Origin of the sequence: Paraburkholderia sp. UCT70 (assembly GCF_050434085.1) — a bacterium.
Taxonomy (GTDB): domain Bacteria; phylum Pseudomonadota; class Gammaproteobacteria; order Burkholderiales; family Burkholderiaceae; genus Paraburkholderia; species Paraburkholderia tuberum.
In genome coordinates, this window is sequence record NZ_JBNPVZ010000004.1 from 2176775 (window position 1) to 2194527 (window position 17753).

19 protein-coding genes are annotated in these 17753 nt (G+C 64.9%); 11 read left to right on the forward strand and 8 right to left on the reverse strand.

What is annotated here, in order from left to right; genetic code table 11:
- Positions 1–7: 7 nt before the first annotated feature.
- From OKW41_RS35615 to OKW41_RS35640, 6 genes are all read left to right on the forward strand, one after another.
- Positions 8–1399: a hypothetical protein gene (locus OKW41_RS35615; protein WP_429575490.1), complete on the forward strand. Its 1392-nt coding sequence runs from the start codon at positions 8–10 to the stop codon at positions 1397–1399.
- 105 nt (positions 1400–1504) lie between these two features.
- Positions 1505–2218, forward strand: a complete 714-nt coding sequence (locus tag OKW41_RS35620) for a C39 family peptidase (RefSeq protein ID WP_429575491.1) — start codon at positions 1505–1507, stop codon at positions 2216–2218.
- A gap of 7 nt (positions 2219–2225) precedes the next feature.
- Complete coding sequence (locus tag OKW41_RS35625; RefSeq protein WP_429575492.1) at positions 2226–3035, forward strand: peptidase C39; 810 nt, start codon at positions 2226–2228, stop codon at positions 3033–3035.
- Positions 3036–3128: 93 nt separating this feature from the next.
- The gene (locus tag OKW41_RS35630; RefSeq protein ID WP_429575493.1) at positions 3129–4580 is read left to right on the forward strand and encodes a hypothetical protein; all 1452 of its coding nucleotides are present in this window, start codon (positions 3129–3131) and stop codon (positions 4578–4580) included.
- 24 nt (positions 4581–4604) lie between these two features.
- Positions 4605–6164, forward strand: coding sequence for a sigma 54-interacting transcriptional regulator (locus OKW41_RS35635; RefSeq protein WP_429575494.1), 1560 nt, complete (start codon positions 4605–4607; stop codon positions 6162–6164).
- 71 nt (positions 6165–6235) lie between these two features.
- On the forward strand, positions 6236–6736 hold the full coding sequence (locus OKW41_RS35640) for a dihydrofolate reductase (protein WP_429575495.1): 501 nt from the start codon (positions 6236–6238) through the stop codon (positions 6734–6736).
- 100 nt (positions 6737–6836) lie between these two features.
- On the opposite strand, the gene pmbA is transcribed toward OKW41_RS35640, so the two are convergent.
- Positions 6837–8207 carry a metalloprotease PmbA gene (gene pmbA, locus OKW41_RS35645; RefSeq protein ID WP_429451109.1) on the reverse strand — a complete coding sequence of 457 codons (1371 nt, stop codon included), beginning with the start codon at positions 8205–8207 and terminating at the stop codon, positions 6837–6839.
- Between the two features lie 150 nt (positions 8208–8357).
- Here pmbA and yjgA point away from each other — a divergent pair, with 150 nt between their 5' ends.
- Both yjgA and mog read left to right on the forward strand, forming a co-directional pair.
- Positions 8358–8975 carry a ribosome biogenesis factor YjgA gene (gene yjgA, locus OKW41_RS35650; RefSeq protein WP_429451111.1) on the forward strand — a complete coding sequence of 206 codons (618 nt, stop codon included), beginning with the start codon at positions 8358–8360 and terminating at the stop codon, positions 8973–8975.
- Positions 8956–9597 carry a molybdopterin adenylyltransferase gene (mog, locus tag OKW41_RS35655; protein WP_090801264.1) on the forward strand — a complete coding sequence of 214 codons (642 nt, stop codon included), beginning with the start codon at positions 8956–8958 and terminating at the stop codon, positions 9595–9597. Before yjgA ends, mog begins: the two co-directional genes overlap by 20 nt.
- Before the next feature lie 38 nt (positions 9598–9635).
- On the opposite strand, the gene orn is transcribed toward mog, so the two are convergent.
- Entirely contained in the window at positions 9636–10247 is a 612-nt protein-coding gene (orn, locus tag OKW41_RS35660; protein ID WP_184073818.1) for an oligoribonuclease, read from the reverse strand.
- 228 nt (positions 10248–10475) lie between these two features.
- On the opposite strand from orn, the gene OKW41_RS35665 reads away from it, so the two are divergent.
- From OKW41_RS35665 to OKW41_RS35675, 3 genes are read left to right on the forward strand one after another with little or no spacing between them, the layout of a single operon-like run.
- Positions 10476–11735 (forward strand): M48 family metallopeptidase, encoded by a 1260-nt coding sequence (locus tag OKW41_RS35665; RefSeq protein WP_429451116.1) that lies wholly within the window; start codon positions 10476–10478, stop codon positions 11733–11735.
- Positions 11732–12730, forward strand: a complete 999-nt coding sequence (gene rsgA, locus OKW41_RS35670) for a ribosome small subunit-dependent GTPase A (protein WP_429575496.1) — start codon at positions 11732–11734, stop codon at positions 12728–12730. Before OKW41_RS35665 ends, rsgA begins: the two co-directional genes overlap by 4 nt.
- Before the next feature lies 1 nt (position 12731).
- On the forward strand, positions 12732–13052 hold the full coding sequence (locus tag OKW41_RS35675) for a DUF2007 domain-containing protein (protein WP_184006321.1): 321 nt from the start codon (positions 12732–12734) through the stop codon (positions 13050–13052).
- Positions 13053–13124: 72 nt separating this feature from the next.
- On the opposite strand, the gene OKW41_RS35680 is transcribed toward OKW41_RS35675, so the two are convergent.
- The 6 genes from OKW41_RS35680 to rpsP form a co-directional block, all read right to left on the reverse strand.
- On the reverse strand, positions 13125–14063 hold the full coding sequence (locus OKW41_RS35680) for a CobD/CbiB family protein (protein WP_090801273.1): 939 nt from the start codon (positions 14061–14063) through the stop codon (positions 13125–13127).
- Positions 14064–14213: 150 nt separating this feature from the next.
- Positions 14214–14972 carry an NUDIX hydrolase gene (locus OKW41_RS35685; protein WP_429575497.1) on the reverse strand — a complete coding sequence of 253 codons (759 nt, stop codon included), beginning with the start codon at positions 14970–14972 and terminating at the stop codon, positions 14214–14216.
- 86 nt (positions 14973–15058) lie between these two features.
- Positions 15059–15445, reverse strand: a complete 387-nt coding sequence (rplS, locus tag OKW41_RS35690; RefSeq protein WP_429451122.1) for a 50S ribosomal protein L19 — start codon at positions 15443–15445, stop codon at positions 15059–15061.
- 149 nt (positions 15446–15594) lie between these two features.
- Positions 15595–16362: a tRNA (guanosine(37)-N1)-methyltransferase TrmD gene (gene trmD / locus OKW41_RS35695; protein WP_429575498.1), complete on the reverse strand. Its 768-nt coding sequence runs from the start codon at positions 16360–16362 to the stop codon at positions 15595–15597.
- 25 nt (positions 16363–16387) lie between these two features.
- A complete protein-coding gene (rimM, locus tag OKW41_RS35700) occupies positions 16388–17122 on the reverse strand; it encodes a ribosome maturation factor RimM (RefSeq protein WP_429451126.1) in 735 nt (244 codons plus the stop codon).
- A gap of 134 nt (positions 17123–17256) precedes the next feature.
- Positions 17257–17511 carry a 30S ribosomal protein S16 gene (gene rpsP / locus OKW41_RS35705; RefSeq protein ID WP_013090118.1) on the reverse strand — a complete coding sequence of 85 codons (255 nt, stop codon included), beginning with the start codon at positions 17509–17511 and terminating at the stop codon, positions 17257–17259.
- Between the last annotated feature and the right edge of the window lie 242 nt (positions 17512–17753).

Genomic DNA, 17753 nt, shown 5'->3' on the forward strand with positions numbered 1-17753 from the left:
GCGAATCATGAAGCGCACTCTTATTGCCACGGCCGTTCTCGTTGCCGCGTCCGGCAGCGTGCTTGCCGCGCCGCAGAAGGCCTACCTGTTCAATACGACGGTCGTCGGCGAGATGGTCGGCGTCGAAGGTCTGGTCGGACTGTTTGGCTGCGTGCATGTCTCCAGCACGGCTAACGCGGTGATCAACAACAATCAGACCGTCAACGTGAATGCGACGCTCGATCCGCAGGCTCAGACCTACACCAGCGGCAACGTGATCACGACCCTGAACAACGGCAGAACGTCGGTCAGAGGCGGCGGCTCGGCATTCGCGTTCACGACGCAAAACCATACGTCGTCGAGCTCGGGCTCGCAGGGCTTCGAAGCCTCCGGCGCCTATGCGTACGGCAGCCAGAGCGCGAGTGTGACTAGCGGCGGCTATGAAACCAGCCAGCAGGCAGCCGGCATCGCGGGCAGCTTCTCGCACACAAGTCAGAACTCGGGCGGCCATCTGTCTGCCGGCGGCTCGATCGGCGGCAGCTACAGCTATCAGGACCACAACACGTTCTCGCACGGCAGCGGCTCGTTCAGCGCCCGCGGCGGCCTGCAGGCCGGTTATCGCGAATCGAGCTACGCGAACTCGTCGGGCGTCGCCGGCGGCTTCGAAGCGAGCGAAGCGTCCGGGCAAAGCCGTTCATGGGGCTTCAGGGCGAGCGAAGGCTCCGGCTATGCGATGGTCGGCGAGCAATCGTCGGGCCACTCGCGCAGCCGCTCGTCGTCGAGCGACTCGTATCGCGCCGCATGGGGCATCGACGCAGGCATGTCGACGACCGACGTGACGACGCGCGGCTCGATCACGCAGCACATCAACAACGAAGCGGCTGCCACGCTGAATGCAACCACCGGCGCCAACGCAGCCAGCAACGTGTCGGGCAACCTTGGCATCAACATCGCGGAAGGCATCGACAACGCGCAGAGCAACGACGTGTCGCTCGCCTCGGTCGACGTCGGCAACGTGTTCGGCAACGCGCAGGACTTCAACGTGCAGTCCTCGGGCGGCAGCGCAACGATCCACAACTTCAATCTGAACGCGTCGATCGGCAACGGGTCGCTGTCGGGTGTGACGGGCAACGTCGGTGTGAACATCGCTTCCGGTATCGGCAACGCGCAGGACAACGCGCTTGCCGGCGCCGTGACGACGACCTCGCCGGGCAAGGCGCTGACCACCGCGATGGATGCGACGGACGACAACTCGCAATCCGCGACGATGACCGTCCACGGGCAATTCCAGGGCACCGCGACTCTGGGTGCCGATACGCTGAAAGGCGCCTCCGGAAACATCGGCGTGAACATCGCCGGCGGCGCGGGTAACTTGCAGCACAACGGCCTCGCCATCGCGGCGCTGAACAGCGGCAAGTAAGCCGACGACGCGGCGAGCGCGGGCAGGCAGAAGAAGCACAAAGCAGTCGGAAGGGCGCGCCGGCAGCCATAGAAGCTGCCGGCGCGGATCGGGCAGGAGACCAGCATGACCGGGTTCAAGGGGTTCCCGGCGCTACCGTTCGCCGTAGCGCTGGCAGGGTGCGTGCTGTGCGCGGATTACGCCGCCGCACAGTCGAGCATCGACACGTCCACGTTCGTCGGCGTGCCGTTGACGAAGACGGTCCGTTCGATGAAGGACCTGCGCTACAACCACATCGTCAATCAGCAATTCGATTACAGCTGCGGCGCGGCGGCGCTCGCCACCCTCCTCAAGTACGGCTACGGCATCGACATTCCTGAAACCGAACTGATTCGCCGGATGATGGTCTTTTCAACGCCCGAAGTTGTCGTCAAGAACGGCTTCTCGATGCTCGACATGAAGCACTTCGTCGAGACCATCGGACTGCGCGGCCGCGGCTTTCGCGTCAACGTCGAAGCGCTCCACCATCTTCAGATCCCCGTGATGGTCCTGATGAACATCGACGGCTATGAGCATTTCGTGATCGTCAAACATGCGCAGGACGGCCGCGTGTTCATCGCGGACCCGGCGCTCGGCAATCGCATCGTGCTCGAAGAGGACTTCGCGAAGACCTGGAACGGTCTCGTGTTCGCGGTCCTCGGCAAACCCTTCAGGGAGGATTCACCATTGTTGGTGGACAACGAGTCGCTCGCGCTGAAGCTGCGCGCCGCTGCGCTGGCAGCCGGCACCGCCGCGACTCCCTTTTTCGAGTACGGCTTGAACAAGGCAGACATGTTCTGATCCCGCCATGAAGTCACACTTCACACAGCTTGGGTTCGTGCTCTGCACCATCGCCTGCGGCGCAGGCGGCCTTGCCCACGCTTCGGAGGGCGCCGCCTCGCCACCGGCTCCCGAACTTTCGATACCGCCGGAGCCAGGCGCCGCGCCCCTGCGGGTGCAACTCGTCGGCGACGACGTGCTCGCGACCCAGACCGGCAAATACGCCGGCGCGACGATGATCTCCGGCTTCGTGCTGAACGTCATTTCGCAATGGCAGTTGCCCAACGGCGCGAGCGCGCTCGCCCAGGGATCGCTGAGTGCGGTGCAGAACGGCGGCGGCCAGCTCACGAGCTCCGTCAGCACGTTCGCCAGCGTGAGCGGCGGCGCGCACGGCCATCCAGGCGATTCGGGTGCCAACCCGAATGCCCAGGCGCGCGGCGGCCAGAGCGTCGGCGTCAATGGCGTGTCGCAGGTCACCCAGGTCGCGGGCGATCGCAACAGCGGCACGAACTCCGCGCTAATCGACTTCAACAACAGCGCCTTAACGCTGACGGGCTCCGCCAACGCGCCGTCGGCATCGGCCAGCAATTCGACCGGCTCCGTGAAAGCCGGCATTTCGTTCGGCAGCAACGGCGTGAACGTGGCGCTGCAGACACCCGCTGGGCTCGCCACCCAGACCATCGCGCCGAGCAACGGGCAGATCGCCCAGTTGCTGCAGATTGCAGGCAATAACCAGCAAGTCGCCAACGCCCTGCAACTGCATCTGCAAACCCAGCAGATGTCGGCTTCGATGCTTCGTCAGTTGGGCGTGCTACAGGCACTGCAAAACAGGAGATAACGAGGCGGGCCGCCACCGCCAGTTGCAGCACAAGCAGTAAAGAAACGGCCGCGCAGTCAGCACCGCGCGGCCGGATCACCGGGGGAGCAAAAAATGAAAAAAGTGACATCGACCAGGGCGCCGCGCATGGCTCTCGCGGCCATTCCGGCCGCCGTCATGCTGTGGGCTCTTTCTCAGTCGGCGAGCGCGCAGGCGCTCGCCGGTCAATCCGTGGAGGACCGTCTGAACACGCTGATGCGCGTCATCGACGAGCAGCAGCGGCAGATCCATTCGCTCGAACGGCAGGTCACCGAACTCGAGATGGCGCAGCGCGGACGCGGCGTGCCGGGCGCCGGCGCCCCCGCGGGCAGCGACACGGTGGCCGAGCAGCCCGGCGCCGACGGCCTGCCGGTGCCGCTGCCGCCGCTCGCGCAGATCGCGCCCGGCGCGCCCGCGCCGGCGGGCACCACCGGCACCGCGACCGGCGTGCCGGTCAATCCGCCGACGCCGGACGGCAGCAATGCAGGCAACGCCAGCGCCGGCGGCCTGCCCGCCGCCACCGACGGCAGCGGCGCGGTCGGCCGGACCCAGCGCGCGAACGAACCGGTGCGCACGCAGGCCGAGCAGGCGGTCGTGCAACGCGAGCATGCGCCGCTCTTCGACCACAAGCTGACGATGGACTTCGGCATCAGCGACACCTATTACGACCGTCGCCAGTTGCAGTTGTCGGGCTTCCTCGCGCTCGACGCGATTTTCCTCGGCAACATCAACCTCGGCCAGACCAAGTCGCACCAGGTAATGGCGGACCTCGACACGCGCTACGGCGTGTCCGACCGCATCAATGTCGACGTCGACGTGCCGTACGTGTATCGGCGCAGCACCTTCATCGTCGGCGGCGCGGGCGGCGCGGCGAGCACGCTGTCGGACGCGACGGTGTCGAGTCACGACATCGGCGACGTGAACTTCGGCATCTACTACCAGTTCGTCAGGGAAACCAATGCCTTGCCGGACGTGGTCGGCAGTCTGCGCGTGAAGGCGCCGACCGGCAGCTCGCCGTTCGGCGAAAAAGTCGTGCAGGTCGACGCGGACAACACCAACCTCGTCGCGCCGACCAGACTGCCGACCGGCACCGGCTTCTGGAACATCACGGCGGGTCTGTCGGTGCTGAAGACCTACGACCCGGTCGTGCTGTTCGGCAGCGTTTCCTATACCTACAACCTTGCGCGTTCGTTCGCGGACATCTCGTCGGTGCAGGGACAAACCGAACCGGCGACGGTCAAGCTCGGCGACATCGTGCAGTTCGGCGGAGGCGTCGCGCTCGCGTTCTCCGACAAGGATTCGGCCAGCGTGTCGTTCACGATGGCGCTCGAACCCGAGTCGCAGACCAAGTCGCCGGGCGGCAGCTATCAGCAGGTGCCGGGCAGCGAAACCACGGCCGCGGCGATGAATTTTGGCCTGAACCACGTCGTGAACAAGCATCTGACCATCAACGGCTCGGTATCGATCGGACTCACACCCGACGCGCCGAACTTTGTGGTCGGCATGCGCTTTCCGTACACCTTCTGACGTGCCAACGATACGAGGTCGAACGTGCGTGAATCACCTCATCTGAACAGCGTGGCTTCCGTCGCGGCAGCGGGATCGCATCTGTCGCTCGCGGTGCCGAAGCAGCGCGCCGCCGTGTCGTCCGCTGGGTCCGCGGCGGCGCCGGGCGTCGCCCCCCCGGCAAGCAACCAGGCCGGCGCCCCGGCGAGCGCCGCGGTGCGCGGCGTCGCGCGACAGCTGCTGTACGTCGCGCGCACGCCCGACGAAACGCTGATCGCGCATCTGAAAAGCCGCGGCTGGCAGGTCGCGGCGGCGCGCTCGGCGCACGAACTCGGGCGGCTCGTGAAACCTGACATCGCATGCGCGGGAATCGTCGATCTGGCGAGCTTCGCGCCGCGCGACATCGGCGGGCTCGAGGCGAGCCTGCGTCAGCAGCAGATCGGCTGGATCGCGCTTGCGACCAACGAGCGGCTCGACGATCCGCTCGTGCGACGCCTCGTGCGCCACTACTGCTTCGACTTCGTGAAGCTGCCCGTCGCGCACGCGACGATCGACTATCTGGCCGGCCACGCGTTCGGCATGGTCGCGCTGTGCGACCCGGAACTTCCGCCGCCCGTCAGCGAAGCGGGCGACGAGGAAATGGTCGGCACCTGCGAGGCGATGCAACAGCTTTTTCGCACGATCCGCAAGGTCGCGAACACCGACGCGAGCGTGTTCATCGCGGGCGAATCGGGCACTGGCAAGGAGCTGACCGCGCTCGCGATCCACGAGCGCTCGCCGCGCCGCAAGGCGCCTTTCACGCCGATCAACTGCGGCGCGATCCCGCATCATCTTCTTCAATCCGAACTGTTCGGCTACGAGCGCGGCGCCTTTACCGGCGCGAATCAGCGCAAGATCGGCCGCGTCGAGGCGGCAGACGGCGGCACGCTGTTTCTCGACGAGATCGGCGATCTGCCGCTCGAAAGCCAGGCGAGCCTGCTGCGCTTTCTGCAGGAAGGCAAGATCGAGCGGCTCGGCGGACGCGAATCGATTCCGGTCGACGTGCGCATCATCTCGGCGACCCACGTCGATCTCGACGGCGCGATGCGCGAGGGCCAGTTCCGTGCGGATCTGTTTCATCGCCTGTGCGTGCTACGCGTCGATGAGCTGCCGCTGCGCGCGCGGGGGCGGGACATCGAGATTCTCGCGTACCACATGCTGCACAAGTTCAAGACCGACAACGCGCGCAAGATTCGCGGCTTCACGCCGTCGGCGATCGAGGCGCTCTACAACTACAACTGGCCCGGCAACGTGCGCGAGCTGATCAACCGCGTGCGCCGCGCGATCGTGATGGCCGAGAACAAGCTGATCTCGGCCGACGACCTCGACCTCGCGGGCTACACCGAGCAGGAAAGCATGACGCTCACGCAGGCGCGCGAGGCTGCCGAGAAGCGCGCGATCGAGGCCGCGCTGCTGCGCCATCGGCACCGGTTGAACGAGGCGGCGGTGGATCTGAACATTTCCCGCGTGACGCTGTATCGGCTGATGGGCGTGCACGGCTTGCGCGAACCGGGCAGCGCCGACGACAAGGGAGCGCTCCCCGCGGACGGGCCGGCGCGGGAGTGAGAGGCGGGTACGCGTCGGTGTGCATCGACGGCTCGGGTAGAATCGCCCGGTTACCCTCCTCTTTCCATTCGATGACGACGCTCACCCTGATCGTCGCTCGCGCCAGCAACGGCGTGATCGGCCGCGACAACCAGTTGCCCTGGCGACTGCCCGAAGACCTCAAATTCTTCAAGCGCACGACGATGGGCGCGCCCATCATCATGGGCCGCAAAACGCATGAATCGATCGGCCGGCCACTGCCGGGACGCCGCAACATCGTCGTCACGCGCGATGCCTCGCGACGCTTTCAGGGCTGCGACACCGCGACCAATCTCGACGAAGCGCTCGCGCTCGCCGCGCAGGACCAGGCGCCGCAGGCGTTTCTGATCGGCGGCGCAGAGCTCTACGACGAAGGGCTGCGCCATGCGGACAAGCTGATCGTCACCGAAATCGCCGCCGACTTCGACGGCGACGCGACCTTCCCCGCGATCGACTCGCAGGTGTGGGAAGAAATCGCGCGCGAAGCGCATCACTCGAATGCGCCCAACGACTTCGATTACGCATTCGTCACGTATCAGCGCAAGGACGTCTGACGGCAGGCGGCGCCACGCAAGCGATAAAAAACGCCACGCAACCTTCAGTTGCGTGGCGTTTTCGTTTGATACGGGGCTGCGCCGGAACGAGCCGTGCGGCTTACTGCCCCGCGATCGTCATCCGCTCGATCAGCACCGAGCCGGTCTGCTTGGTGCCGCGCGTGATCGTATCCGCGCCGATCGCGACGATATGGCGGAACATCTCCTGCAGCGTGCTCGCGACCGTGATTTCCTCGACCGGATACTGGATCTTGCCGTTCTCGACCCAGAAACCCGACGCGCCGCGCGAGTAGTCGCCGGTCACGTAATTGACGCCCTGCCCCATCAGCTCGGTCAGCAGCAAACCCGTGCCGAGCTTCTTCAGCATCGCCTCGAAGTCGTCCTCGGGGCGCGTGTTCGAACTGAGCAGCGACAGGTTGTGCGAGCCGCCCGCGTTGCCGGTGGTCTTCATGCCGAGCTTGCGCGCCGAGTAGGTGGACAGGAAGTAGCCCTCGACGACGCCGTCCTTCACGACCGAGCGCTGGCGCGTGCGCACGCCTTCCTCGTCGAACGGCGCGCTGCCCATCGCGCGCGCGACGTGCGGGTCTTCGACCACCTGCACGTGCGGCGCGAACACCGGCTTGCCGAGGCTGTCGACCAGAAACGAAGTCTTGCGATACAGCGCGCCGCCGCTCGTCGCCTGCACGAACGCGCCGAGCAGGCCCGCCGCGAGCGGCGCCTCGAACAGCACCGGCACCTTGCGCGTGTCGAGGCCCCGCGCGCCGATGCGCGCGAGCGCGCGCTGCGCCGCGTAACGACCGACCGCTTCGGGATCGGCGAGTTCGTCGGCGCTGCGCGTCGACGTGTACCAGTCGTCGCGCTGCATGTTGCGGCCGCTGCCGGCGATCGGCGCGCACGCGACGTAGTGGCGCGAATACGGATAGCCGGCGAGGAAGCCGCGCGAGGTCGCCAGCACGAACTGCGAGTGCTGTGCCGACACGCTCGCGCCTTCCGAGTTCTTGATCTGCGGATCGGTCGCGAACGCGGCGTCTTCGGCACGGCGCGCGATTTCGACCGCTTCGTCGGCGGACAGATTCCACGGGTGGTACAGATCGAGGTCGCGCGGCGCGGTTTCGAGCAGCTCGGCTTCGGCGAGGCCCGCGCAATCGTCTTCGGCGGTGAAGCGCGCGATGTTGTAGGCGGCCGCGACCGTGTCCTTCAATGCCTGCGGCGAGAAGTCCGAGGTGCTCGCGTTGCCGCGCTTGTTGCCGATGAACACCGTCACGCCGACCATCTTGTCGCGGTTGTGCTCGATCGTCTCGACTTCGCCGCGCCGTACCGAGACGGACAGGCCGTCGCCTTCGGAGATTTCGGTCGCGGCGTCGGTACCGCCGAGCGCCGTCGCGTGACGGAGGATGTCCGAGGCGATTTCCTTCAGCTCATCCTGGGTATGCGGAAAAAAGCGCTGCTTGACGTCCATGTCTGCTGCCATTGTGGTTGCCGTCCTGTTGGGGCCGCGCGGCCCTGGGTATGCACACCGTATTCGGGGCAGGCGCGCGGGTGCGGGATAAATGCATCCCGCGATCATAGCAAGGTACGCGCCGCCGCGGGTCGGGCCGGCGCGGCAAGTTACAATACCGGCATGACACGCAAAACCCGCATTCAACCGATCGAATCCGTCGTCACGGAAGTCGACGAAAACGGCTACGATCGTCCGAGCAAGTCTCAGGTCAAGCGCGAAATGCAAGCGCTGCAGGATCTGGGCTTGGAACTCGTCGCGCTGCCGAAAGACGCGCTCAAGCGCATGCCGATGCCCGAAAAGCTCGACGAAGCCGTGCGCGAAGCGCGCCGCATCACCGACCACGAAGGCAAGCGCCGCCAGATCCAGTACGTCGGCCGCGTGATGCGCTCGCTGCTCGACACCGAAACCGCCGCGCTGCGCACCGCGCTCGACACCTACAAGGGCATCAACAAGTCGGAGACGGCGAAGCTCCACTGGATCGAGCGCACCCGCGAAAAGCTGCTTGCCGACGACGCCGCGCTGACCGAATTCATCCGCCAGCACCCGAGCGCCGATCCGCAGCAGGGCCGCACGCTGATCCGCAACGCGCGCAAGGAAGCGGAGCAGAGCAAGCCGCCGCGCTACTTCCGCGAGTTGTTCCAGTGGGTCAAGAGCGCAGCAGGCACAGACGACGAAGCGGACGACGCGCACGCCCCCAACCTCGCCGCGGAAGACGACGATGACGACCGCGACGCCTGATCGACGTAAGCAACGTCAGCACCCCGACGAAATTGTGATCGGCCTCGTGTCGATCAGCGACCGCGCGTCGACGGGCGTGTACGAGGACAAGGGCATTCCGGCGCTGCAGGAGTGGCTCGGCGCGGCCTTGAGCTCGCCATGGCAGGTGGTGACGCGGCTGATCGCCGACGACGCGCCGACCATCTCGGCGACGCTGATCGAGCTGGTCGACGAAGTGGGCTGCGATCTGGTGCTGACGACCGGGGGCACCGGACCGTCGCGCCGCGACGTGACGCCCGAGGCGACACTCGCTGTCGCGACCAGGGAGATGCCCGGCTTCGGCGAGCAGATGCGGCAGATCAGCCTGAATTTCGTGCCGACCGCGATCCTGTCGCGCCAGGTCGCGGTGATCCGCGAAACCGAACGACACGCCGCGCTGATCATCAACCTGCCCGGCCAGCCGAAATCGATCCGGGAAACGCTGGAAGGCCTGCGCGATGACGGCATGGTCAAGGTGCCAGGGATTTTCGCGGCGGTGCCGTACTGCATCGACCTGATCGGCGGCCCTTACGTAGAAACGAACGTCGACGTGGTCAAGGCGTTCCGGCCGAAAAGCGCGCAACGCGCGCCGCGGCAAGACTGAGGTTCGAGGTTCGTGGCCTGCCCGTGCAGGCCCGCGCTTTACTGAGCGCTCGCGGCGGCGTCCGGCGCCGACGGCACGAGGAAATGCTCGCGGTAGTACTTCAGCTCGTCGATCGACTCGTGGATATCGGCCAGCGCCGTGTGCATCGCGCGCTTCTGGAAGCCCTTGTAGATGACCGGCTGCCAGCGCCGGCACAACTCCTTCAGCGTGCTCACGTCGAGGTTGCGGTAGTGGAAGAAGCTCTCCAGATCCGGCATCCAGCGCGCCATGAAGCGGCGGTCCTGGCAGATCGAGTTGCCGCACATCGGCGACTTGCCGGGCGGCACGTACTGGCCGAGGAACTCGCGGATCTGTGCGGTCGCGTCGGCCTCGCTGACCGTCGACGCCTTCACGCGATCGATCAGCCCCGAGCGGCCATGCGTGTTCTGGTTCCACTCGTCCATCTTCGCGAGCGATTCATCGCTCTGATGAATCGCGAGCACCGGACCTTCGACCATCCTGTCGAGCGTCGAATTCGTCACCACCACCGCGATCTCGATGATGCGGTCGGTGTCGGGCTCGAGCCCGGTCATTTCCATGTCCAGCCAGACGAGATTCATGTCGCTGCGCACGAGCGGCGGCTGTTCGGTGGATGCGAGGATGTCAGTCATGAAGGCAACCCTGAGGGCCGCGCGGCGCGGCTTAGCTGGAAACCCGCGCGGCGCGGCATGTGTTCGTTTGAAATCGATTCGCGCGGTTCGAGCCGGGCCGGCCGCGCCAAAGCGCCGCCCTGAACTGCTACCCGGAGCTATTGCGTTGAACCGTCGCGTTAAACCGTATCTCCGCCGCAAGGCGGGAAGAAACATATAATTCTCGCATAGATACCACGGAATCCCCGGATGCCTACCCTGTACTTCACCGCCCTGTTCGTCATCGCCGTCGTCGCGATGGTCGGCACCAAACTCTGGCTCGCGTCGCGGCAGATCCGCTTCGTCGTCGCGCATCGCGAACAGGTGCCGAGCCAGTTCGCGAACACCATCGCGCTCACCGCGCATCAGCGCGCGGCCGACTACACGGTCGAGCGCACGCGGCTCGCGATGGTCGAGATCGTCGTCGGCGCGGCCGTGCTGATCTGGCTCACGCTGCTCGGCGGCGTGCAGATGCTCGATCTCGCGATCTCCGACTGGCTCGGCCGCGGCTACGTCGGTCAGATCGCGCTGGTTGCCGCTGTGATCGCGATCACGAGCGCGATCGACCTGCCGTTCGATTACTACCGGCAGTTCGTCGTCGAGCAACGCTTCGGCTTCAATCGCATGAGCAAAAGCCTGTTCTTTTTCGACCGTCTGAAGGGCGCGCTGCTCGGCATCGCGTTCGGCCTGCCGTTGTTGTTCGTCGTGCTGTGGCTGATGAACCGCGCGGGCAACCTGTGGTGGCTGTGGGCATGGGTCGTGTGGGTCGCGTTCCAGATGTTCGGCCTGCTGATTTTCCCGACCTTCATCGCGCCGCTCTTCAACAAGTTCGAGCCGCTGAAGGATGAAGCGCTCGTGACCCGCATCGAGGCGCTGATGAAGCGCTGCGGCTTCGCCGCGAAGGGCCTGTTCGTGATGGACGGCAGCCGCCGTTCGGCGCACGGCAACGCGTACTTCACCGGCTTCGGCGCGAGCAAGCGCATCGTGTTTTTCGACACGCTGCTCGCGCGCCTGTCGGGCCGCGAGATCGAAGCGGTGCTCGCGCACGAGCTCGGCCACTTCAAGCGTCGTCACGTGACGAAGCGCATGCTGGTCACGTTCGCGATCAGCCTCGCGATGCTCGCGCTGCTCGGCTGGCTGACGCAATGCGTGTGGTTCTACGAAGGGCTCGGCGTGCGGCCGTCGCTCGTCGGCGGCAATAGCGGACTCGCGCTCGTGCTGTTCTTCCTCGCGCTGCCGGTGTTCATGTTCTTCGTCACGCCGCTCGGCAGTCTCAGTTCGCGCAAGCACGAGTTCGAAGCCGACGCGTTCGCGGCGACGCAAACCGACGCGCACGATCTCGTCAACGCGCTCGTCAAGCTGTATGAGGACAACGCGTCGACGCTGACGCCCGATCCGATCTACACCGCGTTCTACTATTCGCATCCGCCGGCCTCGCAGCGGATCGACCGACTGCTGCAGCACGCATGAGCGGCCGCGCTCCGAAGAAGGCGGCGCGCGGCGCGTCGGCCACCGCATCCGGCATGCACGGCGCGCGCACGGGCGGCCTCGTGGTGGCCGCGCACGGCCGCCACTATCTGGTCGCTCCTGAGGACGGCGGCGCGTTGCTGCAATGTTTCCCACGCGGCAAGCGCAGCGAGGTCGCGGTCGGCGATCGCGTGATCTATGAGCCGACCTCGGCGGATCAAGGCGTGATCGTCGAGATCGGCGAGCGGCGCAATCTGCTGTATCGCTCGGATCAGTACAAGTCGAAGCTGTTCGCCGCGAACCTCGACCAGTTGCTGATCGTGCTCGCCACCGAGCCTCATTTCAGCGAGGATCTGCTCGGCCGCGCGCTCGTCGCCGCCGAGGCGAACGAATTGAAGCCGCTGATCGTGCTGAACAAGATCGACGTCACCGATGCTCTGGACGGCGCGCGCAAGCGGCTCGAGCCGTATCGCGCGCTCGGCTATCCGGTGCTCGAAGCGTCGATCCGGATGCAGCCCGAGGCGGCACGCGCAACGCTGACCGAACATCTGCATGGTCACGCGACGCTGCTGCTCGGCCAGTCCGGCATGGGCAAATCGACACTCGTGAACCTGCTGATTCCCGATGCCGAAGTCGTGACGCGCGAGATCTCGACCGCGTTGAACAGCGGGCGCCATACCACGACGTTCACGCGTCTTTATCCGCTGCCGCGGTCGGAGGGCACGACCGGCGTGAATGGCGTCAACGGCGCGGCCGGCGCGCTGATCGACTCGCCGGGCTTTCAGGAATTCGGCCTGCATCACCTGACCGAAGGCCGGCTCGAACGCGCGTTCCCCGAGTTCCGGCCGCTGCTGCCAAACTGCCGTTTCTATAACTGCCATCATTTGCACGAGCCTGGCTGCGCGATCCTCGAAGCCGTCGCCGACGGGCGCATCCGCCGCGAACGGCATGCGCTTTATGCGCAGCTCGTGCACGAGGCGAGCCAGATTGTCCGCTGACATGAAACTGATGCGCGCGCCGAACCTGATCATCGGACAGCATTGGGTCAACGTGCTGGAGACCGCGGGCATCGCTTGCGAGCTGCACAACCGCTATCTGAACGGTGCGCTCGGCGAGATTCCGGCCGACCAGTGCGCGCCGGAGCTGTGGCTCGTCGATGAACGCGATGAGGCGATCGCGCGGCGGCTGATCGAAGCGGCCTCGCGAGGACCGGCTCCGGGCGCGCCTCCATGGCAATGTCAGCAGTGCGGCGAGGTGCTCGAGGCGCAGTTCACCGTGTGCTGGCAATGCGGGACTGTGCGCGATCCGTTGAAGGGGTGAAGCGGAGTCGGAAATTGAAGAAGCCGGGCATTGCCCGACTTCTTCTTGTGCGGCGCGCGTGGCTTGGCCGCTTCAGGCGAGCCACACCGCGATGGTCAGCATCAACAGCAGGATCATCCACAGTACGACTGCACGCCACACCAGCCCCACTGCCGATTGCAGCGTGCGCGGCGTGCAGTCGTCGCCGACCTGCATCGGACCGCCGTCGCCGGTGGCGAGCGCGTCGAGGCTCGACGGCTCCGCGAGTGGCCCGGCCAGGCGCGCGCCGAGCGCCCCGCTGCCCGCGGCGAGCAACACGCCGTCGTTCGTATCGGGCCACTGCCGCGCATGGTTGCGCCACGCGTAAATCGCATCCTCGAAATTGCCGACGATCGCAAAGCCCAGCGACGTCAGCCGCGCCGGCACCCAGTCGATCACGAAGAACGCGCGCTGCGCGAAGCTCGAAAACGCGACGGTGCGGTCGTCGGCCGGCCGCGCCCATGCGCGCGCGAGATATTCCGCGCAACGGTACAGCACCGCGCCAGCGGGACCGACCGGAATCAGAAACCAGAAGAACACGCCGAACACATGGCGATGCGACGCGACCACCGCGTGGATGAGCGTGTGACGCACGATCTCGCTGACCGGCATGTCGACGGTCTCGAGCCCGGTCCATTCGTTGAGAATTTCGCGCGCGCGTGGCACGTCGTCGTTGTTCAACGCGAGATGGATGTCGGTGAAGTAATGGCTGAACTGCCGGAAGCCGAGCGTGAAGTACAGCACCACGACGTTCCACAGAAACGCGAGCATGAAGTGAATGTGATACAGCACGTAGTAGACGAGCGCGACCGCGAGCGTCCAGGGCACCACCACGACGAGCCACGCGAGCAGACCGTGACGTTGCTTGCCAGCATCGAATCCGTGCGCCGCCGACTCCGCATGGTATTGAAGCAACGCGGACAACGGATTGTTCGGCGACAGCGCGCGTACCTGTTCAATGATCAGAGCCAGCAATACGGAGAAAAAAGTCATGCGATGCGCCGTGCTTTTTAAGTTTTTACGATTGTTTTATAACGATAGCACAGGGTCGGATGAGTCTGAACGCGGATGCTGACAAAGCGCCGACAAGTGCGTCGTTCGCGCAACTGTGCATCGTCGACGCGGCGATGCGAGTCACGTAATTTATGCAGCGAGGAACCGATACAGGTTGCGCAGCATCGCCGCCGTCGCGCCCCAGATGAAATGATGGCCGCCTTGCACGGCTGCTGACGTGACCGTCTGCGCGTGGTGCGCGCCGCGCTGCTCGGCGGCCTCCGGAGCCACCGTCAATTCGCCGCGCGGATATGGCATCGCGAAGAAGCGGCGCTCTCCGCCCTCGTAGCGGAACAGGCGTTCTTCGTGGTTGGACGGGTCCATCAGGAACGCGAGCGGCACTTCAAAGACCTCGGCCACTTCGAGCGTATCGATCTCCAGCGAGAACGGCGGGTGCACAAGAGCGATGACCGGCGACACGCGAAAGCCGGTGCCAGTCAGATAGTCGGGCAACGCGCCGAGAACTTCGACGCGCGACGCGTCGAGGCCCACCTCTTCGTGCGCTTCGCGCAGAGCCGTTGCGGTCGCATCAGCGTCGAACGGTTCCTGGCGACCGCCGGGAAAACTCACCTGACCGGCGTGATCGTTCAGATGGTCCGCGCGCTGCGTGAGCAACACGGTAAGACCACGCGCGCGCACGACGAGCGGCACCAGCACCGCGGCCACGCGCGGATCGAGGTCGGTATTGCGCCACGGCGCATCGGCAATTTTCTCGGGTGTCCAGGCAAGCTGCCGATCAAAGCGCGCCCGCAGTGCATCGGGCGTCAGACGCTCGCGCGCGACCGGTGGCAGATCGGCGCCTGTCGCGATGACAGGCAGAGTTTCGGGCTCAAAGACGGGGCGGATCAACGGGTCTCTCTGATGAGCGGGACATGCCGCTATTTTGACCTGGCCAACAAAAAAGCACCCGCGAGGGGTGCTTTTTCTTACAGCATTTACGCTTGGGAAGCAGCGCGGTCTTTCGAGACCAGCTTTTCCTTGATTCGAGCCGATTTGCCCGAACGCTCGCGCAGATAGTACAACTTCGCACGACGCACATCGCCGCGACGCTTGACGACGATGCTAGCCAGCAGCGGCGAATACGTCTGGAACGTACGCTCGACGCCTTCGCCCGACGAAATCTTACGGACGATGAACGACGAATTCAGACCACGGTTACGCTTGGCGATCACGACGCCTTCGTAAGCCTGCACACGCTTGCGCGTACCTTCAACCACGTTCACGCTGACGATGACCGTATCGCCCGGACCAAAATCCGGAATGGTCTTTTCGCCGAGAGCGCGCGCGATTTCTTCCTGCTCGAGTTTTGCAATCAGATTCATCACTGACTCCTAGATCCATCTTGTCGGCGTTCGTACCTGCCTCACGCGCTTACTGCGTTGGGCTACGGCCCCGATAGAGGATGGGTTCACATCTGGCACCGCACACGCATGTGCGGCACCGCCTTGTGTCCGCTCGAAAGACCGGGGCCTCAGGCCTTCGGCTCTTCCTTCGCGAGACTCGCGAGCCACGCCTCGTCGGCACGGCTCAGCATCCTGTTCTTTCTGGCCTTCACGATCAGATCGGGCCGCTTGTTCAACGTGTTGCGCAATGCTTCGCGCCGCCGCCACGCTTCGATTTCCGCATGATGGCCGCCGAGCAGCACATCAGGCACCCGCACGCCCTGGTATTCCTCGGGACGCGTGTAGTGCGGACAATCGAGCAGCACATCGACGAAGCTATCCTGCACCGCCGACTGTGAGTCGTTCAGCACGCCAGGCAATTGACGCACGACCGCATCCATCAACGCCATCGCGGGCAACTCGCCGCCCGACAGCACGAAGTCGCCAAGGCTTACTTCTTCGTCGACGACACGGTCCAGCAGACGCTGGTCGATCGCTTCGTAGCGCCCGCACAACAGGATCAGACCGGGTTCGGCCGTGAACTTCATCACGCGCTCGTGATTCAGCGCGTCGCCTTGCGGCGACATCATCACGACGCGCGACGCACCGATGCCCTGCTCCGACTGCGCCGCTTTCGCGGCACTGATCGCGTCTTCGAGCGGCCGGGCCAGCATAACCATGCCGGGGCCGCCGCCGTATGGGCGATCGTCGATCGTGCGGTAGTTGTCGGTCGTGAAATCGCGCGGATTCCATGTACGCAACCCATAGCGCTGCTGCTTCGCGGCCCGGCTGGTGATACCCCAGTCAGTCAGCGCGCGGAACATTTCTGGAAAGAGCGTCACGACATCGAACTGCATCGCTCTCCCCGCTCAACGATAAATTTCAATAGTCAGCTTCCCAGTCGACGACGATATGCTTTGCCGCCTGGTCCACCGTTTTGACAAAGACGCCGACGAACGGGATCAAACGCTCGCCTGCGACCGGTTTGCCGTTTTTGTCGGTAGCCGGATATTCGATGCGCAGCACCGACTGCGCGCCGTTGTCGATCATGCTGGCGACTTTGCCGAGGTTGAGCCCGGCGAGATTCACCACGTCCAGGCCGATCAGATCGACCCAGTAGAATTCGTCGGCTTCGAGCGCCGGAAATTCGCTACGGCTGATGTATACGCGAGAACCGCGCAAAGCCAACGCCGTATCGCGGTCAGCGACGCCACCCAGACGGGCGACCACGCTGTCGCTATGTGTTTTGGCCTGCAAGGACGGCGCCGATTTGCGCTCCTGGCCTTTCAGCAGCCACCAGTGCTTCGCGCTCAGCAAGACGTCGCCGCCTTGCCCGGCATCCGCATGCGCGGCTACCTTGACCCAGCCTTTGAGACCATAGGCGTCGACGATTGCGCCGACTTCGACCGCATCGGCCGGCCAGCTCGCCGCCGTTTCGATGCGCATTTCTGCAGCTTCGAAATTGGCGTTCGCGGCATTGGCATGCGCCTCTTTCGCCTTGCCGTCGGTTCGTTCGACCGGCTTGCGGACGAATGCACCGAACGACGCCTGACCAGACGCCTTTGCGCGCGAACCTGCCTTGACGCTACCAGAACTGCCGGAATCACGCTCAGACATCGAATAACCTCGACAACAACTTCGCAGCCTGCTTTGGCGTCTGCTTCAGTAAAACAAATTGCGCGTCGGACTGCTCACGCGAGTTGCGCGAGCCGCCGGCCGAACCGACGACGATACGCCTGCGGGCCGCCATATCAAGCAGCCGGCTGCGCCTTTTGCGCTTCCTTCACGAGACGTTCGACGGTCGGCGACAGTTGCGCGCCAACACCTTGCCAGTACGTCAGGCGATCCTGAGCGATACGCAGGGACTCGCCCTTCGTAGCGACCGGATTGTAGAAACCGACGCGCTCGATGAAGCGGCCGTCACGACGGCTGCGCGAGTCGGTGGCGACGATATTGTAGAACGGGCGCTTCTTGGAGCCGCCACGAGCCAAGCGGATGATGACCATACTAGAATCCTTGAAAACCGGGGTTCGGAACGACTGAAACACGCGATTATAGCGGGAAACCGACGCCATAACAAACACTTACCGGGATAAACTGCGGAACCGGGCTGCACCCACCTTCTACAAGAGGTGCGAGAACCCGCTCAAACGCCCGAATTACCTGAAGGAGCGCCTGTGCAACGCCAGCCGAAACTCCCGTTTCCGGTCGCCTTTTTTGCCTTTTTCGTACGCTTTGCTGGACTTTC

Excerpts from the sequence above, each read along its gene's own strand:
- rimM (WP_429451126.1), bottom strand. The coding sequence starts at position 17,122 with ATGTCTGAGCGTGATTCCGGCAGTTCTGGTAGCGTCAAGGCAGGTTCG.
- orn (WP_184073818.1), bottom strand. The coding sequence starts at position 10,247 with ATGACTGACATCCTCGCATCCACCGAACAGCCGCCGCTCGTGCGCAGC.
- OKW41_RS35665 (WP_429451116.1), top strand. The coding sequence starts at position 10,476 with ATGCCTACCCTGTACTTCACCGCCCTGTTCGTCATCGCCGTCGTCGCG.
- OKW41_RS35615 (WP_429575490.1), top strand. The coding sequence starts at position 8 with ATGAAGCGCACTCTTATTGCCACGGCCGTTCTCGTTGCCGCGTCCGGC.
- rplS (WP_429451122.1), bottom strand. The coding sequence starts at position 15,445 with ATGAATCTGATTGCAAAACTCGAGCAGGAAGAAATCGCGCGCGCTCTC.
- OKW41_RS35625 (WP_429575492.1), top strand. The coding sequence starts at position 2,226 with ATGAAGTCACACTTCACACAGCTTGGGTTCGTGCTCTGCACCATCGCC.
- mog (WP_090801264.1), top strand. The coding sequence starts at position 8,956 with ATGACGACCGCGACGCCTGATCGACGTAAGCAACGTCAGCACCCCGAC.
- rpsP (WP_013090118.1), bottom strand. The coding sequence starts at position 17,511 with ATGGTCATCATCCGCTTGGCTCGTGGCGGCTCCAAGAAGCGCCCGTTC.
- rsgA (WP_429575496.1), top strand. The coding sequence starts at position 11,732 with ATGAGCGGCCGCGCTCCGAAGAAGGCGGCGCGCGGCGCGTCGGCCACC.
- pmbA (WP_429451109.1), bottom strand. The coding sequence starts at position 8,207 with ATGGCAGCAGACATGGACGTCAAGCAGCGCTTTTTTCCGCATACCCAG.
- trmD (WP_429575498.1), bottom strand. The coding sequence starts at position 16,362 with ATGCAGTTCGATGTCGTGACGCTCTTTCCAGAAATGTTCCGCGCGCTG.
- yjgA (WP_429451111.1), top strand. The coding sequence starts at position 8,358 with ATGACACGCAAAACCCGCATTCAACCGATCGAATCCGTCGTCACGGAA.
- OKW41_RS35630 (WP_429575493.1), top strand. The coding sequence starts at position 3,129 with ATGAAAAAAGTGACATCGACCAGGGCGCCGCGCATGGCTCTCGCGGCC.
- OKW41_RS35675 (WP_184006321.1), top strand. The coding sequence starts at position 12,732 with ATGAAACTGATGCGCGCGCCGAACCTGATCATCGGACAGCATTGGGTC.
- OKW41_RS35680 (WP_090801273.1), bottom strand. The coding sequence starts at position 14,063 with ATGACTTTTTTCTCCGTATTGCTGGCTCTGATCATTGAACAGGTACGC.
- OKW41_RS35620 (WP_429575491.1), top strand. The coding sequence starts at position 1,505 with ATGACCGGGTTCAAGGGGTTCCCGGCGCTACCGTTCGCCGTAGCGCTG.
- OKW41_RS35640 (WP_429575495.1), top strand. The coding sequence starts at position 6,236 with ATGACGACGCTCACCCTGATCGTCGCTCGCGCCAGCAACGGCGTGATC.